The following is a 25859-nucleotide window of genomic DNA, read 5'->3' on the forward strand; positions in this document are numbered from 1 at the left end:
CGATACAGAGGGGTGCCGGTGAAGCCGACACTGCAAGCCGTGGCCGACGCCGTCGGTGTCTCCCGCAGCACCGTCTCCAACGCCTACAGCCGCCCCGACCAGCTCTCCGCCACGCTGCGTGAGCGGATTCTGGAGGCCGCCCGGCAACTCGGGTACCCCGGCCCCAACCCCACCGCGCGCTCCCTGCGCCGGGGCTTCGTCGGGTCGATCGGGGTGCTGTTCACCTCGCAACTGTCGTACGCCTTCACCGACCCGTTCGCGGTGCGCTTCCTCGCCGGGGTCGGCGGGGCGGCCGAGCGGCACGGCACGAGCATGCTGTTGGTGCCGCTGCCACCGGCCGTGACGGACGCCCGACGGGCGGTGGAGAACGCCGCGGTCGACGGCTTCTGCGTCTACTGCGTCGCCGACGAGGAATGGGCGTTGGACGTCATCCGGCAACGCGGGCTGCCGTTCGTCAGCACGGCCGCCCGCGAGGATGCCGGCGCCGACGAGCGGTTCGTCGGCATCGACGAGCGGGCCGCCGCGCACAGTGCCGCCGCGCACGTCGCCGGCCTCGGTCACCGTCGGGTGGCGCTGCTCGCCGACTCCGTGCTGCCCGACGCGCCGGCCGGCCCTCTCACCCTGACCGGGGTCGACCAGGTGCCGCACCCGACCACCCGGGGTCGGCTCACCGGGTTCGCCGACGCCTTCGCCGAGGTCGGCGTCGGCTGGGCCGAGCTGACCCTGGTCAACGTCCCCGGCAACAGTCGCCCGGCGGCAGCCGCAGCCATCGCCGGGCTGTTCGACCAACCCGCACCGCCGACCGCCGTGCTGGCCGGCTCCGACGTCCTCGCGCTCGGTGTGCTGGACGCCCTGGCCGCGCGGCCGGCCCATGATCGTCCGACGGTCTCGGTGACCGGCTTCGACGACGTCCCCGAGGCCGCCGCGGCCGGCCTCACCACCGTCCGGCAACCGGCCGAGGAGAAGGGCCGGATCGCCGCCGAACTGCTGCTCTACCCGCCCGCGGACGCCGCGGCCGGTCACGTGTTACTGCCCACCGCACTCGTCGTCCGGGCCTCCACCGGACCTGTCCCGAGGAGTTGACCATGGAACTTCCCACCGGTTACATCACCGCCCTCGACGCCATGAACCGACACGTCAACTCGGCCCGACCCGACGCCCCGGTCCAGGTCGAACGCCCCCACCGGGCCCTGCTCGCCCCCACCCGGCAGGCCACCGCCCTCGCCCTGCGCCGGCTCGCCGACCGCATCCAGCCGCGACCGCTGCCCGGCGCCGCCCGCTGCTCCTGACCCGCACGAAACCCATTCCGGTACGCACGGGACGAACAGTGTGGGCCCGGACACGGAGGGTGGTCGAGTTGGGCGTGGCCAGGCAGACTGGTGAAGCCATGTCGCCCTTCATGCCCACCCTCCGTCTCCACGACCGCTACGTACTGCACGAGCGGATCGGTCTCGGCGGCATGTCCGAGGTGTGGCGGGCCGACGACGACGTGCTCGGCCGGCCGGTCGCCATCAAGGTCCTCGCCGGGCAGCTCGCCGCCGACCCGCAACTGCGGGCCACCATCCAACGCGAGGCCCGCGCGGCCGCCCGGCTGACCCACCCACACGTGACCCAGGTGTACGACTACGCCGAGGCGACCCTGACCGGCGGCGTCGTTGTCCCGTACCTGGTGATGGAACTCGTCGACGGCCACAACCTGGCCGACCGGCTGCGGACCGGGCCGCTGCCCTGGCCCGAGGCGGTCCGGGTGGCCGGGCAGATCGCCGCCGCACTGGCCGCCGCGCACCGCATCGGCGTCGTGCACCGCGACGTCAAGCCCGGCAACGTCATGCTGACCGACACCGGTGCCAAGGTGCTCGACTTCGGCATCGCCGCACTCGGCGGGCTCGACGGCCAGTCCGGCGAGCCGCTGATGGGCACACCCGCCTACTTCGCCCCCGAACGGCTGACCGCCGGCCCGCCCGACCCGGCCAGCGACATCTACGCCCTCGGCGCGCTGCTCTACCGCACCCTCACCGGGCAGGCGCCGCTGCCCGTGCAGAGCTGGGAAGACGCGCTGGAGGTGCACCGACGCGGCACTCCGGTGCCGCCGCTGCGGGTGGCCGGCCTCCCCGCCGACATCGCCGAGCTGACCCTCGCCTGTCTGGCCGCCAACCCGGCCGACCGCCCGAGCGCCGCGCACCTGGCCCGCCGCTTCGGTGCCGGCCAGCCGGTCGAGCCGCCCACCGAGCTGCTGCGTGTCCGCCCGGCGGCTCACCCTCCCACCCTGATCGACCGCTCGGCGGCACGCCCCGCCCCGGCCGCCGCCGTGCCGACCCGCCGCCGGTCGCGCCGGCCCCTCGCCGTGCTGGTCGCGGCCGGCCTGGCCGTGCTGGTCGGCGCCGGCGCACTGCTCGCCGAGGGTCCCCTCGGCACACCGGGCGCACCCAAGTCGCCGCAGGTGGCCGCCCCACCGTCGACCTCCGCCCCCAAGCCCACACCCACGACGCAGTCGCCGACGCCGACGGCACCCTCCTCGCCCCGACCCAGCGCCAGCACCGCGCCGCCGACCGCCGGGCAGCAGGTGCCGGTCAGCCTCCGGGAGGTGACCAGCGGGTTCGCCGCCGTCCTCGCCAACGCGGTGGCTCGCGGTGACGTCGACCGCAGGACCGCCGAAGATCTGCGCGACGACCTGGCTGACCTGAGCCGGCACAGCAGGGACCGGGCCAAGCGCGTCGCCGACCTGCGGGAACGCATCGCCGAGCTGGTGGAACGCGACCGGCTGGCAGCGCAGACGGGTGCCCAACTCGACGCTCTGCTCGCGCAGACCGGCAGCTTCACCACCGGCCGTACGGACGACTGATATCCCCGTCGATACCGCTGGCATGATGTCCCGATGCGGACACGTCTGATCTTCGTGCGACATGGCGAGTCGCTCCACCAGCTCGAAGGAATCGTGGGCGGGCCACGTGGCTGTCGGGGCCTCACCGCCCTCGGCCACGAACAGGCACACGATCTCGCCAACCGGCTCACCAACGAGGTCGCCGCCGACCGTCCGGTGGCGGTCTACTCGTCAGTGCTGCGCAGGGCGGTCGAGACCGCCCAACCGATCGCCACCGCCTTCGGCGTTCGGCCCGTCGCCGACTGTGGCCTGTGCACCTGGCACACACCCCCGTACGCCGACGGCCTGCCGACCGCCCGCTTCCGCACCGAACACGCGGTGCCCGGCGGGGGCGTGTTCCGGCCGTTCGAGGAGGGCAACGAGAGCTGGGCCGAACTGGTGGTCCGGGTCAGCCGCGCGATCATGGAGATCGCACACCGGCACCGGGGCGCCACAGTGGTTCTGGTCGGTCACAGCGAAACCGTCGAGGGGGCGTTCCACGCGCTCGCCGCGCAGCCGGTCTTTCGGGGGTTCGATCTGGACGTGCCGCCGGCCTCGATCACCGAATGGACCACCGACCACGACCCCGGCGGTTGGCCGCCGGCCCGGTGGACGCTGCGCCGCTTCGGTGACACCGGCGGTTGGGCTAAAGCGTGATCCAGTACCGGAGTGCCGGGCCGAGGTCGGTGTCCAGGATGCCTTCCAGGACGCCACCGCAGCGCTCGATCGTCCTCGACGACGCGACGTTGCCCGCCTCGCAGACCAGCAGCACCCGATCCAACCCGAGCGCCCGCGCCTGGTCGAGCATCCGGCCCAGCGCCCAGGTCGCCAGCCCCCTGCCGCGCGCGGACGGGCGGATGCCATAGCCGATGTGGCCGGCGACCCGCAGCAGGTGGTCGTCGAGCTCGTGTCGCAGCGCGATGCCGCCGAGCACCCGGTCGTCCTCGACGATCCACCGGTACGTGCACGGCACGCGAGCCGCATCCAACGGCTTCGCCGGATCCGACTGGTCGGCCAGTCGGGTCACCCAGGCCGCGAACCCTTCCGACGAACGCACCTCGTCGGTCGACCGCAGCCCGAAACCGTCCTCGTGGAGACCGGGGCCCCACTCGTCGTGCGCCTCCAGCCAGGCGGCGTGCAGGCGGACGGTGGGCGCGATCAAGTCGGGCATGCCGCGACGGTAGCGGCCCGGAACGCGGGAGGCACACGACGGATGTCGCCGGCACGGCGTACTCGCCCATCGGTTTCCGCCGGCCGTAGTCTCACCGACATGACGACAACGCAGACACACACCCTCGCCGTGCCCGGCGTCGACCTGGTCTACGACGTCCGCGGTCCGCTGCCCCCGTCCGGCGGGCACCCCGTGCTGCTCATGATCGGTCAACCGATGACGGCGGAGGGCTTCACCGCGCTCGCCCCGCACTTCACCGACCGTACCGTCGTCACCTACGATCCGCGCGGGCTCGGCCGCAGCGTCCGCACGGACGGCCGCATCGACCACACGCCGCAGCAGCAGGCGGCCGACCTGCACCTGCTGATCGAGGCGCTCGGCGCCGGCCCCGTCGACGTGTTCGCCAGCAGCGGCGGCGCCGTGACGGCACTCGAACTCGTCGCGACGTACCCGCACGACGTCGTCACGTTGGTGGCGCACGAGCCGCCGATCAACGCGGTGCTCCCCGACGCCAGCGCCGCCGAGCGCGCGCGGGCCGGTTTCTACGAGGCGTACCAGGCGAAGGGCACCGGCGCTGGCATGGCCGCGTTCATCGCGATGACGTCGTGGCAGGGCGAGTTCACCGATGCCTACTTCGCCCAGCCCACGCCCGACCCGGCGATGTTCGGCATGTCGACCGACGACGACGGCACCCGCGACGACCCGCTGTTGTCGCAGAACTCGTGGGCGATCACCGACTACCAGCCCGACGCGGGCCTGCTCACCGCCGCACCGACCCGGATCGTGGTCGCGGTCGGTGAGGAGTCGGCGGGGACGTACACCGCGCGGACGGCCCTCGGCATGGCGGCCGTGCTCGGTCAGCAGCCGGTGGTGTTCCCGAGTCACCACGGCGGTTTCCTCGGGGGTGAGTTCGGCTACGCGGGCAAGCCCGAGGAGTTCGCGGCACGGTTACGGGAGGTGCTGGACGCCGGCTGACCGCCCGCGCTACTCGGCCAGGAGCTGCTCACGCAGGATGTCGGCGTGCCCACAGTGCTGGGCCAGCTCGCGCAGCACGTGCAGGTACACCCAGCGCAGCGTCAGCGGGCCGCGCCGGTTGCCGCGGAGCACGTCGTCCAGGCCCAACGACGCCGTCGCGCGGCGGGAGGCTTCGCACGCCTCGCGGTGTGCTCGCTGGATCGAGGCGATCGTGTCGTCGTCATCGAGGGTGAACGACTCGTCCGGCGTCGCGGGAATGCCGATCTCGGAGCGGGGCCGGCAGGTGATGGCCTCGTCGAACCAGACCTTCTCCACGAACGTGGCGTGCTTCACGAGACCCAGCAGCGTGGTCCGGGACGGCACCAACGACCGGCGTACCTGCTCCTCGGTCATCCCGTCCAAGCAGCCGTCGAGCGCCCTGCGGTGCTCGTCGATGAACGCCTCGATCTGCGCCTGCGCCGGCTGGTCGACGACATCGTGAGCGAAGGTCCCCGGAAAAGAAGTCACCCGGGAAGCATTTCAAGGTCATGGTCGAGGCGCAAACACCAGCCGCTCAGCCGAACGAGGTGAGCGCGCCGCGCTCGTCGAAGCGGGCCGTGCCCGCCCAGGCGATCTCCCAGCGGTTGCCCTCCGGGTCCGCGATGTAGCCGGAGCGCCCACCCCAGGGTCGGTCGGTCGGCGCCGCCACCACCGTCGCGCCCGCCTCGACGGCCGCGGCGAAAGCCGTGTCGACCTCCTCGCGGCCGTCGACATTGCAGGCCAGGGTGACGCCAGACCAGCCACCGGCCGGTGCGGGCACGCCCGGTGCCGCCTCGGCGGCAAGCTCCGGCAGCGGGTAGAGCGCGAACAGGACGCCACCGAGCAGGAAGGCCGACCAACCGTCGTCGCTGGCCGGCAGCTCAGGCCACCCCAGCGACCGGTAGAACGACCGCAACGCCGCGATGTCGCGTGCTCCCAGCGTGACCACGGACAGTCGGGAGGGGACAGTGCTCATCAGCTGATCCTGCCCGAGGCGTCCACCACTGTGCCGACCAACTCGCCCGGCTCGGTGCCCGCGCGCGCGACGACCTCGCCCTGCGGCGTCCACACCCCCGACCGTCCGGCCGCCTCGGTGTAGCCACCGCCGGTCGAGCCGGCGAAACTCGCCACCGCCACCCAGACCTGGTGGGCGGTGGCGATCCGGTGCGCCCGCTGGTCCGTCACGGCGGCGTCGCGCGCGGACTCCAGGACACCCGCCGCGTAGACGTCGATCCCGAGCGCCGCGGTCCGCTCCGCGTGGGCGGCGACTCCGGTGTCCTTGCAGACCGCCAAGCCCACCCGCCAACCGTCCACATCGAGCACGACCGGCGCATCGCCCGGCCGGAAGCGGCGGGCCTCCGCGTCCCCCAGCCACATCTTCCGGTACGCCACCGTCACACCCGCCCCGGTCACCGCCAGCACCGCGATGTGGTCGCCCGCGACCGGCGCACCGGCCAGGGCCAGCGCGCCCGCCTCGCCGCACGCCTCGACCAACGGCGCCAACCGCGGGTCGTCGACCGACACGACCGGGGCGTCCAACTCGTACCCGGTCAGTGACAGCTCCGGAAAGACCACCACCCGGGAATTCGCCGCGCGGACCGCGGCGGCGTGCGCCCGCGCGTTCGCCGCGACATCCAGGGGTACGCACAGCGGCTGCGCCACCCCGAGCCGCAGCGGGGTGCGGGTTTCCGCACCCCCGCCGGCGGGGTCCACCCGCGCGGCCGGGCGGTCAGCCTCATGGTCGGCTCTCAGGATGACTTCGTAACGTGGGCGCATGATTCGAACGTCCCACGCCGTGCTCGCCACCGGAACCCCCACCGCCGCGGCCGAACCACCCCAGGATGGAATGGTCGGCTACGTCAGTGACCTGGTGGAACGACTCGGCGGGCCGGGTGCCGGCCTGGCAGTGGCGCTGGAGAACCTGTTTCCCCCGATCCCCAGCGAGGTGATCCTGCCGCTGGCCGGGTTCGTCGCCGCCCAGGGGCGGATCAGCCTGATCGGTGCGATCTTCTGGACCACACTGGGCTCGGTGGTGGGCGCGCTGGCGCTCTACCTGATCGGGGCGTCGCTGGGCCGGGACCGGATGCGCGCCATCGTGGCCCGACTGCCGCTGGTGAAGCTCACCGACGTGGACCGGACCGAGGCGTGGTTCCTCCGGCACGGCGTGAAGGCGGTCTTCTTCGGCCGCATGATCCCGATCTTCCGAAGTCTGATCTCCATCCCGGCCGGCGTGGAGCGGATGCCCGTCGCCACGTTCCTGCTCTACACCACGCTGGGCAGCCTGATCTGGAACACGACATTCGTGCTCGCCGGCTACCTGCTCGGCGACAACTGGCATCTCGTCGAGGGGTACGTCGGCGTACTCCAGAACGTCGTGATCGTGGCCTGCGCGGCGGGGTTGGCCTGGTTCGTCGGGTCGCGCGTGCTGCGGGCACGGCGCGCCGCCCGCAACCCCGAAGCGGACGACCCCAACTCGGGCCGGTCGGTGGGTGTACCTGGTGTTGTCGGTTCCAGTGGTGGCTCTGATTCTGATGGCGGGTCCGGTTCGGGTGGCAGTTTCGGTTCCGGTGGTGGTTATGGGACCGATGGTGGGTTTGGAGTGGATCGTGGGGTTGGGGCCGGCAGTGGTGTGCCTGATCCGGCTGGGCGCGGCACGCTCTACCGCAGCGGTTCGTGGGGCTCCGACCAGCGCTAGGTCGGATTGTCCCGATTCGAGTGGCGGCTGGCACGGCGCGCTGACCTTGATCGACTCGGTTTTCATGAAGTCGGGGTGTCATCCGGCCTCGGATACCCCGACTTCCTTGAAGCCGAGTGGATCAACCCCGCCAGGCTGGTTCGTGACCGCCGACGTGAGAGATTCGGGTGATCTGTCGGGTCTGAGGTCTCTGACCGTGACCGGTCGCACCCGTGGGTCGGAATGATGGCCGGGGCGGGGTCGTTGAATACCCTGACGATCGCAGGACCACCGGCTCACCGCCACGCCGGGAGTTGGATTGCTGGTAGCGGGGTTGGAATGCCGCCCCGGTCCGCATCGTTGAAGCCTCCCGTAACGACCACCCGAGCACCCCGCTTCGATCGGGTGCCATCGGATGGGCCACCCCCGGAATGACCCCGGCCCCCGCGGTCGTTACACATGGACCCGGCGCCCGAGCCCCCCGCTTGTAGGCCGCCGACCCCGGCCCCGCAAGCCTCCGGCTTGCCCGGTGCCGACCTCCCCCCAGACTTTCCCCCTTGATGTTGTTGCAGCGCCGGACGAGGTGCTCACACCCTTGTGCCGCCGACCCCCGTCAGTGGCCGGGTGTTCCTACCCCCGAAGGAGCTACCCCCATGAACACGATCTTCCGTAAGAGCATGTTGTCTGTTGCTGGTCTCGCGTTCGCCGGTGGTGTCTTCGCCGGCCCGATCGCCGCCCACGCCGCCACCCCGGCCGTGGACGCCAAGCCGGTCGCGGTAGCCGTGCAGTCGGCCGCCCCGAAGCCGCAGGGCGACCAGTCCCGGATCACGTTGAATGATGAGCAGACCGCGAACGTCAAGGCGATCATCGCCGCGACGAAGAAGGCCGGCCTGCCCGAGCGCGCCGCGGTCATCTCCATCGCGACGAGTCTGCAGGAGTCCAAGCTGGAGAACCTGGGTCACCTCGGCGACGCCAACGACCACGACTCGCTGGGCCTGTTCCAGCAGCGCCCGAGTTCGGGTTGGGGTACGCCGGAGCAGATCACCGACCCCGAGTACTCCACGACCGCGTTCCTCAAGGGTCTCAAGCAGGTTGACGGGTGGCAGGACATGCCGCTGACCGAGGCCGCGCAGACCGTGCAGGTCTCCGCCTACCCGGACGCCTACGCGCAGTGGGAGCAGCAGGCCACCGACCTGGTCGGCCAGTACTGGAACAGCTGACCCACCAGCACGCACACCGAACAGCCCGACCGTTGGCCGGCACCCGTATCCCGGGGTGCCGGCCAGCGGCGTTTCCATGTCCGTGCGGGTAGGCACGTGGTGCTGGTTGCCGCGGGGGATGCCGCGCGCCGTCCGGGGGGAGCGGGTGGCACGGTTCGGTGGGTGGCTGCCCGGGAGATCTTGGACAGTTTCCGTTCCGCGCGAACGGAAACTGTCCAAGATCTCGCGGGGCACGGCCGAAGCGCGGCTCGATGGTGCGAGGGGTGGGTGTCGTGGCCGTGCGGCGATCGGCGGTCCAACCCGACGGCGATCCAACCCGACGGCGATCCAACCCGACGGCGATCCAACCCGACGGCGATCCAACCCGGCGGGGGTGCGACCCGGCGGCGGCGGAACGGCCGGCGGTGCGGCCAGCCCGCGCGGCCGGCGGTGCGGCCAGCCCGCGCGGCCGGCGGTGCGGCCAGCCCGCGCGGCCGGCGGTGCGGCCAGCCCGCGTGGCCGGCGGTGCGGCAAGCCGTTGCGGTCGCCGGCCAGCGGGACGGCGGACAGCCGGGCGGTGCATCGGACGGGCGCGTGCGGTGGGGTGAGGGAACAACGTGGGGGCCGAGCCGGTTGTGGTCAGTGTCGGTGTGACTCAGTGTCCCCGGGCCTCACCTAATATCGCCTTCGCGGAACACCGTTCGGCTGGAGCCGCGTCGCGCCACTCGCCGAGAGGCGACCTGCACACCGACACCAGCGCCGCCCCCGAGCCCACAAGGCCGGGGGCGGCGCCGTCTGCGCCCATGATTCAGGCAGTGGCGGCACAATGCTCGGATGACCGACCCGCAGCCATGGTCCGAGCAGTCGGGCGTACTCGTACTCCCCAGCGGGGCGACGGTGCGCGGGCGCCGCATCGGTGCGGTGACCTCGCCCGCCGACTTCGCCCTGCTGTTGGCACCTGGTCCGGAGCCGATCTGGCCGCACCGGAAAATCCGGTGGCCCGATTTCTGGGTACCGCTCGATCGGGCGGACGCCCTCGATGCCCTACGGGTGGCGCTGCGGCGGGCGTACGACGGCGAGCGCGTCGAGGTGGCCTGTCGGGGTGGGGTGGGGCGCACCGGAACGGCGTTGGCGGCGCTGGCGATCCTCGACGGCCTGCCTGCCGACCGGGCGGTGCCGTGGGTCCGGGCGGGCTACCACCCGAAGGCGGTGGAGACGCCCTGGCAGCGACGCTGGCTGCGCCGCGTCGCCTGACCGCTGCGGCCATCGGCCAACGCGTGGCCCGCCCGCCCTCCCGCTGTGCGATCACGCCACGCTGCCCGCCCAACGCGTGGCCCTGATCGCCGCGCGACCAGGGCCACGCTGCCCGCCCGCCCGCAGGCGCGCCGTCCACCGCCGCCCGACCGCGCGCCGCCCGACCGCCCGCAGCCGCGCCGCGCGCCGCAGGCCGGCTGACCGTCGGTCGCCCTCTAGGCGACCGTCACCGCCTCACCGACGTACGTGCGCAGGTGGGTGGCGGTGAGGGTGTCGCCGTGGGCGACCAGTTCGGCGGGCGTGCCGGTGAAGACGATTCGGCCGCCGTCGTGCCCGGCGCCCGGGCCGAGGTCGATGAGCCAGTCGGCGTGCGCCATGACCGCCTGGTGGTGCTCGATGACGATCACCGTGTTGCCGGCGTCGACCATCCGGTCGAGCAGGGCCAGCAGTTGGTCCACGTCGGCGAGGTGCAGGCCGGTGGTCGGTTCGTCCAGCACGTACGTGGTGGGCTTCTCCGCCAGGTGGATGGCGAGCTTGAGTCGTTGCCGTTCCCCGCCGGACAGGGTGGTCAGCGGCTGGCCGAGGCTGAGGTATCCGAGCCCGACGTCGACCAGCCGGCCGAGGATGGGGTGCGGGAAGAAGGCGTGCGCCTCGGTGACCGACATGGCCAGCACCTCGCTGATGTTCTTGCCGCGCAGCGTGTACGTGAGCACCTCGTCGGTGAAGCGTCGTCCCTCGCACCGTTCGCAGACGCTCGCGACGCCGGCCATCATCGCGAGGTCCGTGTAGATCAGCCCGATTCCCTTGCAGGCCGGGCAGGCGCCCTCGGAGTTGGCGCTGAACAGGGCCGCTTTGACGCCGTTGGCCTTGGCGAAGGCGGTACGGATCGGGTCGAGCAGCCCGCTGTAGGTGGCCGGGTTGCTGCGTCGGGACCCCCGGATCGGGGACTGGTCCACGATCACGACCCCGGACCGGCCGCGCAGCGACCCGTGGATCAGTGAGCTCTTGCCGGAGCCGGCGACTCCGGTGACCACGGTGAGCACCCCGAGTGGGATGTCCACGTCCACGTCGCGCAGGTTGTGCAGGTCGGCGTGGCGGATGGTGAGCTGCCCGGTGGGTCGGCGTACGTCGTCGCGCACTGTCACCCGGTGGTCCAGGTGCCGGCCGGTGAGCGTGTCGGAGAGGCGCAGGCCGGGGACGTCGCCGGTGAAGCAGATCCGGCCACCGTCGGTGCCGGCCCCCGGCCCGAGGTCGACCACGTGGTCGGCGATGGCGATGGTCTCCGGCTTGTGCTCGACCACCAGCACGGTGTTGCCCTTGTCGCGCAACCGCAGCAGCAGGTCGTTCATCCGGGCGATGTCGTGCGGGTGCAGGCCGACGGTGGGTTCGTCGAAGACGTACGTGACGTCGGAGAGGCTGGAGCCGAGGTGCCGGACCATCTTCACCCGTTGGGCCTCACCGCCGGAGAGGGTGGCCGACTCCCGGTCCAGGCTGAGGTAGCCCAACCCGATCTCGACCAGGGACTCCAGCAGGTCCCGGAGGTTGGCGATCAGTGGTGCCACCCCGGGGTCGTCGATGTCTCGGACGAACGTCGCCAGGTCGCTGATCTGCATGGCGGAGCAGTCGGCGATGGTGTGTCCGCCGATCCGCGATGACAGGGCCGCCGCGTTGAGTCGGGTGCCGGCGCAGTCGCCGCAGGTGGTGAAGGTGACGGCCCGGTCGACGAAGGCGCGGATGTGCGGTTGCATCGACTCGCGGTCCTTGGACAGGAGGAGCCGCTTGACCTTGACGGCCAGACCCTCGTACGTCCAGTTGTTGCTGCCCACCTTGATCTTCGTGGCCGGCTTGTGCAGGAAGTCCTCCCACTGTTGCGGGGTGAAGTCCTGGAGTTTGACGTCGGGGTCGAACAGGCCGGAGCCGACGATGGTCTGCCAGTACCAGGAGTCGACAGCGAAGTTCGGCACGGTGATCGCGCCGTCGTTGAGGGAGCGCTCGACGTCCACCAACTCGTTGATGTCGAGGTCGGAGACGCGGCCCAGCCCTTCACAGGTGGTGCACATGCCCTCGGGCAGGTTGAAGCTGAACGCCCCGGCGCCGCCGATCGACGGCTGGCCGAGGCGGCTGAAGAGGATCCGCAGCATCGCGTACGCGTCGGTGGCGGTGCCGACGGTGGAGCGGGAGTTGACGCCCATCCGCTCCTGGTCGACGACGATGGCGGCGCTGAGGTTGCGCAGCGAGTCGACGTCCGGCCGGTTGAGGTTCGGCATGAACGACTGGAGGAACGCGCTGTAGGTCTCGTTGATCATGCGCTGGGACTCGGCGGCGATGGTGCCGAAGACCAGCGACGACTTGCCCGATCCGGAGACACCGGTGAAGACGGTCAACCGGCGCTTGGGGATGTCGACCGAGACGCTGGCGAGATTGTTCTCCCGCGCGCCGCGTACCTCGATCATGTCGTGACTGTCGGCGGCGGACCATGCTGGCTGCGACATGCGAACCCTTCACAGAGTCGTGGCGGGACTCTTCCCCCGCCGATGCTGGCGGGTTCCATTGTCTCATTCATCCCCATGTAGATACTTCTGGCGAAGTCCGCGCGCAGGCTCCAGCACTACGCCCGGGAAAGTCTCAAATCACGTCGTAAGCGGTACGGTGACGTGCGTGGACGTCGCCTCGAAGGATCGGCTGCGCGCCGTGGACCTGGCGGCCACCGTCGGGATCTCGGTGCAACAGGTGCGTAACTACGTCGAGCAGGGGGTGCTGCCGCCGGTGCGCCGCACCGCGAGCGGCTACCGGATCTTCACCACCGAGCACGCCCGGGCCCTCACCGTGGCACGGCGGTTGGCCGAGGGGCACGGCTGGACTCGTACCCGGGAGATCATGTCGGCGGTGCACGGGGATGACTTGCCGGCCGCCCTCGCGGCGCTCGACGGCGGCCATGCCGAGCTGGACCGCGAACGCGCCGAGATCCGCCGGGTGCTCGGCGCCTTCGAGACGGTGCTGGCCAGCCCACCGGCGGCCCGGCCCGCACCACGCCGCGCCGCCCGCATCGGCGAGGTCGCCGCCCTGGTCGGGGTCCGGACCTCGCAGCTACGACTGTGGGAGCAGCGCGAGCTGCTGCGGCCGCGCCGCACCCCGGGCACCAACTACCGGGTGTACGACGAGGCGGAGCTACGCGCCGCGCAGGTCATCGCGTTGCTGCGTCGGGGTGCCTATCCGTTCGAGATCATCGAGGCGGTGCTGGGGGAGTTGCGGACCACCGGCAGCCCGCAGCGGGTCCGCGCGGAGCTTGCCCGCCGCGAGCAGGAGCTGCACGCACGCAGTCTGCGCCGGCTGCGGGGCAGTGCCGCCCTGCACGACTACCTGCGCGCTCGCGACGAAGCGGGCCGACCGACCGCGGCAACCCGTCCCGCCGGAGGATCTTGTTGACTAGGGTCGGGCACATGAGGACTGCGCTGCTGGCGGCCACCGCGTCCGCCGTTCTGCTCGCCCCCGCGCCGGTCGCCGCCGCCGGAGCGTCCGCCGCGTCCGCCGTGCGGTGCCCCCGCGCGCCGGCACCGGGGGTGTCCCGCCCGCCCCGGCCCTCGCCACCGCCCGCCGTGCCCGAGCAGCGGGTGGTCGGCGGCGCGGCGCTGGACACGACCGGCCTGGTCGCGCCCGCCGGCGTCGCCGCACCACCGGGGGTCAGCGCCACCTCGTGGCTGGTCGCCGACCTGGACAGCGGCCAGATCCTCGGCGGTTGCGGCCCCCACGAGTACGGCACCCCGGCCAGCGTGCAGAAGCTCCTGCTCGCGGCGACCATGCTGCCCCGGCTCGACCCGAAGCAGACGGTCACCGTCACCGAGGACGACATGAACATCGAGCCCGGCTCCTCGGCCGTGGGTCTCGTCGCGGGCGGCCGGTACACCATCGAGACCATCTGGCTCGGGTTGCTGCTCAACTCCGGCAACGAGGCCGCCAACGCGCTGGCCCGACTCGGCAGCGGGACCGACAGCGCCGCCGGCGTACGCGCCATGAACGAGCAGGCACACCATCTCGGCGCGCTCCAGACGCACGCGGTCACCCCGTCCGGGCTGGATGGCCGGGGGCAGTTCACCAGCGCGTACGACCTGGCGTTGATCGCCCGGGCCTGCTTCGCCGATCCGACCTTCCGCCGGTACGCGCTGACCGAGCACGCGCAGATTCCCGTCCAGCCGGCGCAGCGCACCAAGGGTTTCGAGATCCAGAACGAGAACCAGCTCATCTACCGGTACCCGGGGGCGCTCGGCGGCAAGACCGGTTTCACCGACCTGGCCCGGCACACCTACGTGGGCGCGGCGGAACGCGACGGGCGACGGCTGGTGGTGACGTTGCTGGGCGCGGAGTCCACGCCGATGCGCGGTTGGGAGCAGGGCGCCGCCCTGCTGGACTGGGGTTTCGCGCTGCCCCGGGGCGCCTCCGTCGGCCGGCTGGTCGAACCGGGTGAGTTGACCGCGACGCCGTCGGCTGCGCCGTCCGCGCTGGCGGCACCGGGCGCGCCTCGGCCGGCGGCAGCCAGCGGGCCGACGCGTACCGGCTCGGGTTGGCTCTGGTCGGTGACCGCGGTGAGCGCTGCGGGAGTGGTGATGCTGCTGGGCGGGCTGCTGTGGCGCCGCCGCCGTCGGCTGCCCTGACGGATCGACATCCGGCGCTGCCCTCCATAGACTCCGGTCGTTCTGGCACCACGAGTCCAGGAGGATCCCTGTGTCGAGTGAACTCCCACCGCGCCCCGGCGTGGCGGCACCCCGCCGACCGGTGCGCGCCCTGACCCGCCTCGCGGGGGTGACAGTGCTCGCCGGGGCGCTGGTCGTCGGCGCGTCCGCCGCCGCGGTCGCCGCGCCGGGCCCGTCGGGTGATGCGGTCGCCGCGTCTGCCGCGCCGCCCACCGCTGCCGACACCGCCACCCGACCGCCGCGCACCACACACGGCCCCTGCGCGTACACCGAGACGCCGGACGAGCCTGCGGCCCGGCCGGTGCCGCTGCCGCCCGACCCGCGACGCACGCCGGCCCGGGGCACCGTCCGGGTGACCCTGGCGACCAACCACGGGCCGATCGGGCTGACCCTCGACCGGGCCGCCGCGCCGTGCACCGTGCAGAGTTTCCTGCACATGGTCGGCAAGCGCTTCTACGACCGCACCCCGTGCCACCGGCTCACCGCGTACCCGACGCTGAGCGTGCTGCAGTGCGGTGACCCGTCGGGCACCGGCGAGGGCGGCCCGGGATACCGGTACCGCGACGAGCTGCCGACCGACCTGCCGCCGGCACCCACCGACCCGACCGGGGAGCGTCGGGTGTACGCCCGGGGCGTGCTGGCCATGGCCAACGCCGGGCCGGACACCAACGGCAGCCAGTTCTTCCTGGTCTACGCAAACTCGGCGCTGCGCCCCAACTACACGATCTTCGGCGAGGTCGACGCGGCCGGCCTGGCCACGCTGGACCGGATCGCCGCCGGGGGAGTGGCGCCCACCGCCGAGGACCCGGCACCCGTGGACGGCGCGCCCGCGCTGCCGGTGACCATCCGTAAGGCCGCCCGCACGCACCACCACCACTGACGGTGCGGCGCGGTGGGTGACCCTCGGTCGCTCACCGCGCCGTACGGTCGGCTGGCGTCAGCCGCGCAGCGCCGGAATTCCCGGAAATGGATCGGAAGTGGTCCAACCGGATTCCGACGCAGTTCCGGCCGTCACGACGGGTCGGGCGACCCGGTCGGTGGGGCGGCGGTGCTGTCGCGGACGACCAGTTCGGTGGACAGCTCCACCCGGGGCGAATCGATGCCCTCGCCCTGGGACAGGCGCAGCACGGTCCGTGCCGCCAACCGTCCCATCTCGACCAACGGTTGGCGCACGGTGGTCAGCGGTGGGGACGCCCAGCGGGCCTCCGGCAGATCGTCGAAGCCGACGACGCTCACGTCGTCCGGGACTCGCAGCCCTCGACGCCGGATGGCCTCGTAGACGCCGAAGGCCATCTGGTCGCTGGAGGCGAAGATGCCGGTCGGCGGGTCGGCGAGGTCGAGCAGCGCCGTCCCTCCGGAGAACCCGGAGGCGTGGTAGAAGTCGCCCGGGTAGATCAGCTTGTCGTCCACCGGCACCCCGGCGGCCTCCAACCCGGCCCGGTAACCGTCGAGCCGGGCGCGGCTGCACAGCAGATGCGTCGGCCCGGCCACGAAGCCGATGCGGCGGTGCCCGATCGAGAGCAGGTGTTCGGTCGCGGCGAGACCACCGGCCCAGTTGGTCGCCCCGATGGTCGGCACGTCCATGGCCGGCACGCCGGCCGGGTCGACGACCACCACCGGCACGTTGAGGCGACGCAGTTGCGCGTGCAGCGGCGGGCTCAGGTGGGAGGTCACGAAGATGACGCCGTCGGTGGCCCGGGTGCGCAGATTCTGCAGCCACTGCCGGGCCGCGGTGGGCTGCCGGTGGATCGCGGAGACCACGGTGCCGAGGCCCGCGCCGTGCCCGACATCCTCCACACCCCGGATGATTTCCACAGCCCAGGGGCTGTCCAGGTCGTTGAAGACCAGGTCGACGAGGCCGGCGCGGCGCACGCTGCGGCTTGTGCGCCGCCGGTAGCCGTGGTGGCGCAGCAACTCCTCGACCCGCTCCCGGGTGCCGGGGGCCACATCGGAGCGACCGTTGAGCACCCGTGACACGGTCGGCACCGAGACCCCGGCCTCCCGTGCGATCGCGGTGATGGTCACCCTGCGTCCGTCGTCCGCGCCCACCCGCGTCTCCTTCACCGAGCCGGAGGAACGACCACAAGACGTCGTCCACCGTGTGTCCCGAAACGGCGTGCCCGTTCCACGCGTCATCTTGCCTCACCGGAGTGGGTTGACGACATTCCAGGTGAGTGCTGATGATCACCGAAGTTGCGGAAATCTTCCGGAAACATATCGATTCCGTGGTGCCATCCCTCCCGTCGATGGGCCGGCGGGTGTCTCCCCAGCGGTGATCGACTCGGGTTTCGTGATGTCGGGGTGTCCAGCCGTCGCGGACACTCCGACGCCCGTGCAGCCGAGTGGATCATGTCCAGTTGCCACGGTGGCCCGAGCGCGGCTGATAGACAGGGTTGGTGGGTAACCGCATCGGGGTCGTGCTCGCACTCGCCGCGCTGCTCGGGGGCTGTTCGCGGCCGGAGCCCCGCCCCGCGCCGGTCGCGTCGCAGCCGACATCGGTGAGCCCTTCGCCGGCCCCGGCATCGGTGAGCCCGCCGGCCCCGACTCCCGGCGAGCGGCTGCCGGGGTTCGTGGTCCTGACCGACCTCGACCCGCGCATCCACGCCGACATCCGGTACGCGACGCCGCACAACTTCGTCGGCCGCCCGATCGCCGGTTACCCCGAGCCGCTGTGCCTGCTCACCCGGGAGGCGGCCGAGGCGTTGCGCCGCGTGCAGGACGCCGCGCTGGCCGGTGGGCACAGCCTCAAGGTGTACGACTGCTACCGCCCACAGCCGGCGGTGGACGACTTCGTCGCGTGGTCGAAGCGCCCCGGCGAGCAGCAGACCAAGGCCGAGTTCTACCCGGACGTGGCCAAGAACCGGCTCTTCGCCGAGGGGTACATCGGGGCGCCCACCGCGCACAGCCGAGGCAGCACCCTGGACCTGACCCTGGTCGACGAACCGGCCGCCAGCCAACCCCCGTACCGGGTCGGGCAACCGCTGGTGGCCTGCACCGCGCCCCGGGGGCAGCGCTTCGCCGACAACAGCATCGACATGGGTACGGGCTTCGACTGCTTCGACTCCCGTGCGCACACCGCCAACCCCCGGATCACCGGGACGGCGCGCGACAACCGCCGGTTGTTGCAGCGGCTGATGACCGACGCCGGGTTCGTCAACTACGACCGCGAGTGGTGGCACTACAGCTTCCGCGACGAGCCGTACCCGGACACCTTCTTCGCCGCGCCGGTCGCCCGCTCGTCGGTCGGCTGATCCTCGGCGGTCAGGTCCAGTAGAGGATGCGGCAGGCCGGAACGCGGGCGGCCAGCTCGGCGGTGAACCACTCGCGCAGCTCGGCCATCGTGTCCCGGGGGTAGACGTACTTGATCGCGCCGAACTTGCCGTGTTTGCGGGTGCGGGACTCCTCGTCCATCTCCAGCCGGGTCCGCGGGTACCAGCCGAGCAGCACCTCCTTGCTGCCCGGGGTGAACCGGTGGGTGATCAGCTCGGCGGTCAGGTCCAGCGCGGGGACCCCGTCGACCGCCGCGCGGACCTGGTCGAGCAACTCGCCGTAGCGTTCCCGCCAGTCGGGCAGCGCGATGATCGGCGCGATGGTCAGCCCGACCGGGTAGCCGTCGAGCGCGAGGCGGCGCAGCGCCGCCAGGCGGTCCGGCACCCGGGCGGTGCCGCCCTCGAACCGCTCGCTGACCGGGGCGCAGTTCACGCTGAACCGGACCCGCGTGCGGCCGGCGTGCGGCAGCCCGACGAAGGTGCCCACGTCGGCGTACTTCGTGGTCCAGCGCAGTTGCACGGGCGCGTCCCAGTCGGCGAAGTGCTGCACTGCCCGCCGCCAGCTCCCGGTCAGGTGTTCCAGGGCGAGCGGGTCGGTGTAGCAGGACGCCTCGAAGGTGGTGCCCTCGTCGGCGCGTCGCGCGTTGCGGCTGGTCACCGTCCCCCGACCGGCGTACGCGGCGAGCCCGGCCAGGATGTCGTCGAGGTCCGCGTACACCCGGGTGACCGGCGGGCCGGACAGTGATCCGGCGAGGTAGCAGTACTGGCAGTGCGCCGGACAGCCCTCGGCGAGGTCGACCCGCCAGTCGGCGCTGGGCGCGATGGGTTGCAGGTCCCGCCGCGACGGTGGGCTCACCACGATCGCCATGGTCGCCTTCGCTCGGGCGTACGTCTCCCGGTCGGTCTGCCCGCGTACCCCGGTGAGCCGGTTGGACCGCAGGTGTTCCACCTCGATGCCCTGCGCCTGCACCCGCTCGACGATCCGTTGGCCGTGCGGATGGTCGAGTGCGGCCGGGGTGGCCACCACCCGGCCCGGGGTCCAGCGGCGCGCCGGCCGGGCCGCGGGCGCGAGGCCGGCCAGGTCGCGAATCGGCACCCGCTCGCCGCTGGCGTCGTGCGGGGCGGCGGGCAGGTCCACGGCGAGCGGTTGGTCGACGTCGACCGCGTCCGGGCTGGTCATCGGGCTCGGGTACCCGTTGCCGCAGGAATCCCACCCGGATCGGTCGGGTCGCGATTGACGCCGCCGGAGGGGCGACATAACCTTTCGTCTATCTGTAAGGCTTGTGAACAGAAGCAGGTCGACGCGGCGGCGCGCGTCCCCACCGAAGGGACGATCAGGTGATCGCAGAACTCTCCTCCCGTACCAGACGGATCGTGTCGCTGTTCGTCGCACTGCTGGTCGCGCTGAGCGCCGGCCTCGCGGTCAACGCCTCGCGTTCCGCGCAGGCCGCGCCGACGTTCAAGGTCCTGGCCTTCTACAACGGCACCTGGGACGCCGCGCACATCGACTTCGTCAAGGACGCGCGGGCCTGGTTCCCGCAGGCCGCCGCCCAGTACGGCTTCTCCTGGGAGGCCACCAACAACTGGGGTCTGCTGAACGCGGCCAATCTGGCCCAGTACAAGGTCATCATGTTCCTGGACGACGCGCCGCCCGCCGGGCAGCGTGCCGCGTTCCAGCAGTACATGCAGAACGGCGGGGCGTGGCTGGGCTTCCACGTCAGCGCGTGGACCGACAACCCGTCGAGCTGGAGCTGGTACTACAACACCTTCCTCGGCACCGGCGCGTTCCAGACGAACACCTGGGGCCCCACCCGGGTCACCATGCGCGCCGACAACCGCACCCACCCGGCCACCCGGAACCTGCCGGCGACGTACCCCTCGTCGATCAGCGAGTGGTACTCCTGGAGCAACGACCTGCGGCAGAACCCCAACATCGACATCCTCGCCTCGGTCGACCCGTCCAGCTTCCCGGTCGGCACCGACCCCAACCAGTCCTGGTACGGCGGCTACTACCCGCTGGTCTGGAGCAACCGGCAGTACAAGATGCTCTACGCCAACTTCGGGCACAACGCGATGAACTACAACACCAACACCGGGCTGTCGTCCACCTTCGACAGCGCCCAGCAGAACCAGCTCCTGATCGACGGGCTGCACTGGCTCGCCGGCGCCGGCACCGTCCCCCCGACGACGCCCCCGCCGACCGGTGGCCCGATCTCGCCCACCGCCTGGCACACGGTGGTCAACCGGGGCAGCGGCAAGTGCGTCGACGCCCGGGCCGCCGCCAGCGCGAACGGCACCGCCATCCAGCAGTACGCCTGCAACGGCAGCACCGCCCAGCAGTACCAGTTCGCGCCGACCAGCGGCGGCTACCTGCGGGTCAACAACCGCAACAACAGCGCGCAGGTGCTCGACGTGACCAACGTGTCGACCGCCGACTCCGCGCCGATCCAGCTCTGGTCCTACAGCGGCGGCAACAACCAGCAGTGGCGGGCCGAATCCGAGGGCGACGGCTACTACCGCCTGGTCAACCGACTCAGTGGCAAGTGTCTCGACGTGCCGGCGGCGTCCACGGCGGACAGCGTCCAGCTCGTCCAGTACACCTGCAACGGCACTGCGGCGCAGTCCTTCCGGCTGGTGCCGCAGACATAGATCTACTGCCGTAGCCTCTCGGCCATGGCGATTCCCGACCTGGTGCCGATCGCGCACGAGCCCGACTACCGCACCACCACGATCGGCCGCTACGACAAGGGTCAGTTCTTCGGCTCCGTCACCGCCACCCTCACCGAGGGTGCCGGAGCCGAAGACGACTGGTACCGCCACAAGCGGTGGTACGCGGTGCTGCACCGGTTCGACGCCGATGGCACACACACCGACTCGGACATCTGGTTCGCCGGCACCAGCGAGGACGAGGGAGCCTCCATCGACCGGGCGGAGGCTCGCCTCGCCGAGTGGCTGGACGCGTTGCCCGGTCGGGTCTTCGCCGACATCGCCATCCGGCTGTTCCAGGTCGAGGTCGACGGGCACGTCTTCGGGCTGGTCGACTGGTCCCACGAGTACGACGGCGCCGACCACGCCGAGTTCCTCCCCGACGACCTGGGGTTCGATCCGCCCTGGGACGGGGTCTACGACACCTGAGCGGCCCGACCGAACCGGGCGGCGACCCCGCGCAGCCGCACGGAGGTCTCCACCATGGCGGCAAGTCTGCCGGCGGGTCGCGGACGTGCATGGGAGCGCCGGGTTTCCGGTTGCCCGCCCCGCGAGAACCTGCTGAACTATCCGAAACCGCCCCCAACCTTCAGGGAGCAATGATGCGCGCTGCGTCGATGTCCGACCGGTTTGGATCTGTCGCCTACCCGAAGGACCTGACGCTGCGTGAAAACCCTGAACCTCGGCATCCTGGCTCACGTCGATGCCGGTAAGACCAGCCTGACCGAGCGGCTGTTGCACGACGTCGGTGTGACCGACCAGCTCGGCCGGGTCGACGCGGGCAGCACCCAGACCGACACCCTGGCACTGGAACGGCAACGCGGGATCACCATCCGCTCGGCTGTCGTCTCCTTCGTGCTGGACGACGTGACCGTCAACCTGATCGACACGCCCGGTCACCCGGACTTCATCGCCGAGGTCGAGCGGGTGCTCGGTGTGCTCGACGGCGCGGTGCTGGTGATCTCCGCGGTGGAGGGGGTGCAGCCGCAGACCCGGGTGCTGATGCGGACCCTGCGCCGGCTGCGCATCCCGACGCTGATCTTCATCAACAAGGTCGACCGGGCCGGGGCGGACCCCGAGCGGGTTTTCCGGGCGGTCGCGGAGAAGCTCACGCCGGCCGTCGTGGCGATGGGCTCGGTGGCGGTGCCGGGGACCCGCGGCGCCTACTGCACGCCGTACGGCCCCACCGACCTCGCCTTCACCGACCGGCTGCTCGACCTGCTCACCGGGCAGGATGACGTGCTGCTCGCCGACTGGGTGGCGGACACGTCCTCGCTGCCGTACCCACGGCTGCGCGCCGCGTTGGCGACGCGGACCAGCCGCGCGCTGGTGCAGCCCGTGTACGCCGGCTCGGCGATCACCGGTGCCGGGGTGGACGCGCTGATCGCCGGGATCACCGAACTGTTGCCCACCGTCCAGGGCGACGTCGACGCCCCGCTCTCCGGCACCGTGTTCGCCATCGAACGGGGCCCAGCCGGAGAGAAGATCGCCCTGGTCCGGCTCTTCGCCGGCACCATCCGGGTTCGCGACCGGGTCCGCGTCGGCGCTGTCGACGCTGAACTGGTCACTGCCGTACGAGTCGTCGCCCATGGGGCCGACGTGGTGGCGTCGGCGGTCGAAGCCGGCCACATCGCCCGGTTGTGGGGCCTCAAGCACGCTCGGATCGGCGACCCGGTGGGCGTACCACCCGAACGTGGCGGCGCGGACCGCCACTTCGCGCCGCCCACCCTGGAGACCGTGGTGGTGCCGACGCGCCCCGCCGACCGGGTCGCGCTGCACGCCGCGCTGATCCAGCTCGCCGAGCAGGACCCGCTGATCAACCTGCGGCAGGACGACCGGCGGCACGAGATCACCGTGTCGCTCTACGGCGAGGTGCAGAAGGAGGTCATCCAGGCCACCCTCGCCGACGACTTCGGCGTGGGGGTGACGTTCCGGGAGACCAGCACGGTGCACGTGGAGAGGGTGTGCGGCGTTGGTGAGGCGGTCGAGGTGATCGCGGTGGCGCCCAACCCGTTCCTGGCCACCGTCGGGCTGCGGATCGCGCCGGCGCCGACCGGTGCCGGCGTGACTTTTCGGCTCGGCGTCGAGCTGGGTTCGATGCCACCGGCCTTCTTCACCGCCGTGGAGGAGACCGTGCGTCGAACCCTGCGTCAGGGCCTGCACGGGTGGGAGGTCCCCGACTGCGAGGTGACGATGACCCACGCCGGTTACTGGGCGCGGCAGAGCCATTCCCACGGCACCTTCGACAAGAGCATGTCCAGCACTGCGGGGGACTTCCGCAATCTCACCCCGTTGGTGCTGATGGCCGCACTCGCCCGTGCCGGCACCCGGGTCCACGAGCCGGTGCACCGCTTCCGGCTGGAGGTGCCGGGCGATGTCCTCGGCACGCTGCTGCCCGCGCTCACCCGGCTGGACGCGGTGCCGACCGACACCACCGGGCAGGGCGCGTCCTACCTGGTGCAGGGTGAGATCCCGGCCGGTCTGGTGCACGCGCTGGAGCGTCGCCTGCCTGCGCTGACCCGGGGGGAGGGCGTGCTGGAGACCGAGTTCGACTGCTACCGGCCGGTGCGTGGTCCCGCCCCCGTCCGGACCCGCTGGGACAACAATCCGCTGGATCGCAAGGAGTATCTGCTGGCGGTCGCGCGCCGGGTCGGCGGCCGGTAGCGGCGATATCCATTGCGGACGCGCCGTGGCCCTCCTAGTCTCGTCGGTGCAAGGTCAACCGATCACACCCGAGGGGAGTACGCCGTGCCGCGACGCGTCCGCACCGATGCCGCCTCGCGCCTGCTCCCCGTCGGCGCCGCTGTGCTCACCACCGCCAAAACCCGTGCCTGCCGCCCATTGCGGCGCATCGAGCCGGGGTGGCGCGACTGACGTCGACGCTGACGCGTCCGTCGGCCGCCCATCCCACCGGGATCGGGCGGCCCTTTCGTATCCGCGTACCGCCGCCGGACCCCGGCCAATCAGCGCATGACCATTAACGGTCACCGCACGACAGAAGGAGACCACGATGGGATTCACCCCTCTCGCCGGCACCCGGGCGCCGGTCCGGGTCTGGACCGACCCGTACGCCATCGAGCCGCAGGCCGCCCGGCAGCTGCGCAACATCGGCGCGCTGCCCTGGGTGCAGGGCGTCGCCGTCATGCCCGACGTGCACTTCGGCAAGGGAGCCACTGTCGGTTCGGTGATCGCGATGCGACAGGCCGTCTCACCGGCCGCGGTCGGCGTCGACATCGGCTGCGGGATGTCGGCGGTCCGCACCTCGCTGACCGCCGCTGATCTCCCGGACGACCTGGCCGCGCTGCGTTCGGCGATCGAGGCCACCATCCCGGTCGGCTTCGCCCAGCGGCAGGACATGGTCGACACCCGTCGGATCCGTGGCCTGGAGCAGTCGGGCTGGGACGACTTCTGGGGTCGGTTCGCCGGCCTGGACCGGCGGGTGGCGCAGCTGGAGACGCGGGCGCGGCGGCAGATCGGCACCCTCGGCGGGGGTAACCACTTCATCGAGGTCTGCTTGGAGCAGGGCGGCGCCGACGAGGGACGGGTCTGGCTGATGCTGCACTCCGGGTCCCGCAACATCGGCAAGGAGCTGGCCGAGCGGCACATCGGGGTGGCCCGGGGCCTGCCGCACAACGCCGACCTGCCGGACCGGGACCTGGCGGTGTTCCTCGCCGGCACGCCGGAGATGGACGCGTACCGGCGGGATCTGTGGTGGGCGCAGGAGTACGCGCGCCGCAACCGGGCCGTCATGCTGGCCCTGCTCTGCGGCGTGGTGCGCGGGCAGTTCCCGCAGGTCTCCTACGACGAGCCCATCTCGTGTCACCACAACTACGTCTCCGAGGAGAGCTACGACGGGGTGGATGTGCTGGTCACCCGCAAGGGCGCGATCCGGGCCGGCCGCGGTGACCTGGGCATCATCCCCGGGTCGATGGGCACCGGGTCGTACATCGTGCGGGGTCGGGGTAACCCGGACGCGTACTGCTCGGCGTCGCACGGGGCTGGGCGGCGGATGTCGCGGGCGCAGGCGAAGCGGACGTTCAGCACGGAGGACCTGGCCGCGCAGACTGCCGGGGTGGAGTGCCGCAAGGACGCCGGGGTGGTCGACGAGATCCCCGGCGCGTACAAGGACATCACCGAGGTGATGGCCCAGCAGGAGGACCTGGTCGAGGTGGTGGCACACCTCAAGCAGGTGGTCTGCGTGAAGGGCTGAGAGGCCGTGCGGGCCGGGGTGACCGGCCCGCACGGCAGCGGATCAGAAGCCGGCGAAGACCCGGCGCAGGTCGTCCAGGGTCACCGGGCCGGTCACCCGCACCCCCTCCGGGGTGTGCTGAGGACCGAGCCGTCCGGTGGCGAGGCGCAGCCACGCCTCGGCGGGAGCGGTCAACTCACCGTCGGGCTGCTCCGGTGCGTCGACCAGCTCGACCTTCTCGCCCAGCCGCAGCCCGTACGTCCGCTCGGGCTCGTGCAGACGGACCAGCAGGGTGGCCTCCCGGCCGGCCAGCTCCTGCGGGCGACTGGTCCAGGCCAGCATGCCGCCGATCTGGTCGAGCAGCAGTGCCACCGCCTCCGGCGTGACCGCCGCGAACGGGTTGAACCCCACCTCGACGTCCCACTGGTGCAGGGCGAACTCGCTGAGGCGGAACCGGGCCGCGGTGGCCACGTCGATCGGCTCCGGCAGGAAGCCGAGGTCGATCCGCATGGAGGCCCGGGTCTCGGCGTCCAGCGCCTCGTACGCCTCGACCAGCCGGTCGTTGGTGGCGAGGAACCCGGCGGCGTGCTCGGCCGGGGACATCGCGTCCCACCGTGCCCAGACGCCACGGTTGAAGTCCCCGTCCGGGCCGGGCGCGCCGGTGCGGGCGGCGTCCAGCGTCGCCAGGTTGATCTCGGCGCCGCTGCCCAGGTGGCTCAGCACCTGGGACACCTGCCACTCGCTGGCTCCCGACGGTCGGAGCAGGTCGTCTTCCTTCAGGTCCCGTACGAGCGCGGCGAGCTCCTCGTGGCCCGCGCGCAGAGCCGTGATGATCTGGTCAGCAGGGGTCGACATG

At 71.9% G+C, this 25859-nt stretch carries 23 protein-coding genes and 1 pseudogene; 16 read left to right on the forward strand and 8 right to left on the reverse strand.

Going from position 1 to position 25859, the window contains the following annotated elements; genetic code table 11:
* Positions 1-18: 18 nt before the first annotated feature.
* The 4 genes from HNR22_RS01800 to HNR22_RS01815 all read left to right on the forward strand — a co-directional run bounded on the left by HNR22_RS01800 (position 19) and on the right by HNR22_RS01815 (position 3517).
* Positions 19-1083: a substrate-binding domain-containing protein gene (locus tag HNR22_RS01800; protein ID WP_179778715.1), complete on the forward strand. Its 1065-nt coding sequence runs from the start codon at positions 19-21 to the stop codon at positions 1081-1083.
* A gap of 2 nt (positions 1084-1085) precedes the next feature.
* Positions 1086-1289, forward strand: coding sequence for a hypothetical protein (locus HNR22_RS01805; RefSeq protein ID WP_246380605.1), 204 nt, complete (start codon positions 1086-1088; stop codon positions 1287-1289).
* 110 nt (positions 1290-1399) lie between these two features.
* A complete protein-coding gene (locus tag HNR22_RS01810) occupies positions 1400-2842 on the forward strand; it encodes a serine/threonine-protein kinase (RefSeq protein ID WP_246380613.1) in 1443 nt (480 codons plus the stop codon).
* Positions 2843-2875: 33 nt separating this feature from the next.
* Positions 2876-3517: a histidine phosphatase family protein gene (locus HNR22_RS01815; RefSeq protein WP_088947860.1), complete on the forward strand. Its 642-nt coding sequence runs from the start codon at positions 2876-2878 to the stop codon at positions 3515-3517.
* On the opposite strand, the gene HNR22_RS01820 is transcribed toward HNR22_RS01815, so the two are convergent.
* On the reverse strand, positions 3507-4031 hold the full coding sequence (locus HNR22_RS01820; RefSeq protein ID WP_179778718.1) for a GNAT family N-acetyltransferase: 525 nt from the start codon (positions 4029-4031) through the stop codon (positions 3507-3509). The two genes, HNR22_RS01815 and HNR22_RS01820, sit on opposite strands and share 11 nt — an antisense overlap.
* 99 nt (positions 4032-4130) lie before the next feature.
* Here HNR22_RS01820 and HNR22_RS01825 point away from each other — a divergent pair, with 99 nt between their 5' ends.
* On the forward strand, positions 4131-5006 hold the full coding sequence (locus tag HNR22_RS01825) for an alpha/beta fold hydrolase (RefSeq protein ID WP_179778719.1): 876 nt from the start codon (positions 4131-4133) through the stop codon (positions 5004-5006).
* Positions 5007-5015: 9 nt separating this feature from the next.
* Here the strand turns inward: HNR22_RS01825 and HNR22_RS01830 are convergent, their stop codons facing one another.
* From HNR22_RS01830 to HNR22_RS01840, 3 genes are read right to left on the reverse strand one after another with little or no spacing between them, the layout of a single operon-like run.
* On the reverse strand, positions 5016-5513 hold the full coding sequence (locus HNR22_RS01830; RefSeq protein WP_179778720.1) for a mycothiol transferase: 498 nt from the start codon (positions 5511-5513) through the stop codon (positions 5016-5018).
* Positions 5514-5559: 46 nt separating this feature from the next.
* Positions 5560-6000 (reverse strand): VOC family protein, encoded by a 441-nt coding sequence (locus HNR22_RS01835; RefSeq protein WP_179778721.1) that lies wholly within the window; start codon positions 5998-6000, stop codon positions 5560-5562.
* Entirely contained in the window at positions 6000-6800 is an 801-nt protein-coding gene (locus HNR22_RS01840; protein WP_179778722.1) for a carbon-nitrogen hydrolase family protein, read from the reverse strand. The genes HNR22_RS01835 and HNR22_RS01840 overlap by 1 nt, the downstream gene beginning before the upstream one ends.
* Here HNR22_RS01840 and HNR22_RS01845 point away from each other — a divergent pair.
* The 3 genes and pseudogenes from HNR22_RS01845 to HNR22_RS01855 form a co-directional block, all read left to right on the forward strand.
* A pseudogene (locus tag HNR22_RS01845) lies at positions 6799-7461 on the forward strand (DedA family protein); the annotation flags it as partial. The gene HNR22_RS01840 and the pseudogene HNR22_RS01845 sit on opposite strands and share 2 nt — an antisense overlap.
* An 890-nt stretch (positions 7462-8351) precedes the next feature.
* The gene (locus HNR22_RS01850) at positions 8352-8918 is read left to right on the forward strand and encodes a hypothetical protein (protein ID WP_179778724.1); all 567 of its coding nucleotides are present in this window, start codon (positions 8352-8354) and stop codon (positions 8916-8918) included.
* 813 nt (positions 8919-9731) lie between these two features.
* Entirely contained in the window at positions 9732-10151 is a 420-nt protein-coding gene (locus tag HNR22_RS01855) for a protein-tyrosine phosphatase family protein (protein ID WP_179778725.1), read from the forward strand.
* Positions 10152-10366: 215 nt separating this feature from the next.
* Here the strand turns inward: HNR22_RS01855 and HNR22_RS01860 are convergent, their stop codons facing one another.
* A complete protein-coding gene (locus HNR22_RS01860; RefSeq protein WP_179778726.1) occupies positions 10367-12643 on the reverse strand; it encodes an ATP-binding cassette domain-containing protein in 2277 nt (758 codons plus the stop codon).
* 166 nt (positions 12644-12809) lie between these two features.
* Here HNR22_RS01860 and HNR22_RS01865 point away from each other — a divergent pair, with 166 nt between their 5' ends.
* The 3 genes from HNR22_RS01865 (at position 12810) to HNR22_RS01875 (ending at position 15719) form a co-directional block, all read left to right on the forward strand.
* Positions 12810-13577 carry a MerR family transcriptional regulator gene (locus tag HNR22_RS01865; RefSeq protein ID WP_218906128.1) on the forward strand — a complete coding sequence of 256 codons (768 nt, stop codon included), beginning with the start codon at positions 12810-12812 and terminating at the stop codon, positions 13575-13577.
* Between the two features lie 14 nt (positions 13578-13591).
* The gene (locus HNR22_RS01870) at positions 13592-14800 is read left to right on the forward strand and encodes a D-alanyl-D-alanine carboxypeptidase family protein (RefSeq protein ID WP_179778728.1); all 1209 of its coding nucleotides are present in this window, start codon (positions 13592-13594) and stop codon (positions 14798-14800) included.
* Between the two features lie 70 nt (positions 14801-14870).
* Entirely contained in the window at positions 14871-15719 is an 849-nt protein-coding gene (locus tag HNR22_RS01875; protein ID WP_343059640.1) for a peptidylprolyl isomerase, read from the forward strand.
* Between the two features lie 131 nt (positions 15720-15850).
* On the opposite strand, the gene HNR22_RS01880 is transcribed toward HNR22_RS01875, so the two are convergent.
* Positions 15851-16888: a substrate-binding domain-containing protein gene (locus tag HNR22_RS01880; protein WP_179778729.1), complete on the reverse strand. Its 1038-nt coding sequence runs from the start codon at positions 16886-16888 to the stop codon at positions 15851-15853.
* 347 nt (positions 16889-17235) lie between these two features.
* Here HNR22_RS01880 and HNR22_RS01885 point away from each other — a divergent pair, with 347 nt between their 5' ends.
* Positions 17236-18090, forward strand: a complete 855-nt coding sequence (locus HNR22_RS01885) for a M15 family metallopeptidase (RefSeq protein WP_343059641.1) — start codon at positions 17236-17238, stop codon at positions 18088-18090.
* Positions 18091-18100: 10 nt separating this feature from the next.
* On the opposite strand, the gene HNR22_RS01890 is transcribed toward HNR22_RS01885, so the two are convergent.
* Positions 18101-19288, reverse strand: coding sequence for a spore photoproduct lyase family protein (locus HNR22_RS01890; RefSeq protein WP_218906130.1), 1188 nt, complete (start codon positions 19286-19288; stop codon positions 18101-18103).
* 158 nt (positions 19289-19446) lie between these two features.
* On the opposite strand from HNR22_RS01890, the gene HNR22_RS01895 reads away from it, so the two are divergent.
* The 4 genes from HNR22_RS01895 to HNR22_RS01910 all read left to right on the forward strand — a co-directional run bounded on the left by HNR22_RS01895 (position 19447) and on the right by HNR22_RS01910 (position 25024).
* Entirely contained in the window at positions 19447-20757 is a 1311-nt protein-coding gene (locus HNR22_RS01895; RefSeq protein ID WP_343059642.1) for an RICIN domain-containing protein, read from the forward strand.
* Between the two features lie 24 nt (positions 20758-20781).
* Positions 20782-21243 carry a hypothetical protein gene (locus tag HNR22_RS01900; RefSeq protein ID WP_179778730.1) on the forward strand — a complete coding sequence of 154 codons (462 nt, stop codon included), beginning with the start codon at positions 20782-20784 and terminating at the stop codon, positions 21241-21243.
* Positions 21244-21480: 237 nt separating this feature from the next.
* Positions 21481-23478, forward strand: coding sequence for a GTP-binding protein (locus HNR22_RS01905; RefSeq protein ID WP_179778731.1), 1998 nt, complete (start codon positions 21481-21483; stop codon positions 23476-23478).
* Positions 23479-23824: 346 nt separating this feature from the next.
* Positions 23825-25024, forward strand: coding sequence for an RtcB family protein (locus HNR22_RS01910; RefSeq protein WP_179778732.1), 1200 nt, complete (start codon positions 23825-23827; stop codon positions 25022-25024).
* Between the two features lie 42 nt (positions 25025-25066).
* Here HNR22_RS01910 and HNR22_RS01915 read toward each other — a convergent pair whose 3' ends face one another.
* Complete coding sequence (locus HNR22_RS01915; RefSeq protein WP_179778733.1) at positions 25067-25858, reverse strand: maleylpyruvate isomerase family mycothiol-dependent enzyme; 792 nt, start codon at positions 25856-25858, stop codon at positions 25067-25069.
* Between the last annotated feature and the right edge of the window lies 1 nt (position 25859).

This window comes from Micromonospora jinlongensis (genome assembly GCF_013410645.1).
GTDB classification, from domain to species: Bacteria; Actinomycetota; Actinomycetes; order Mycobacteriales; family Micromonosporaceae; genus Micromonospora; species Micromonospora zamorensis.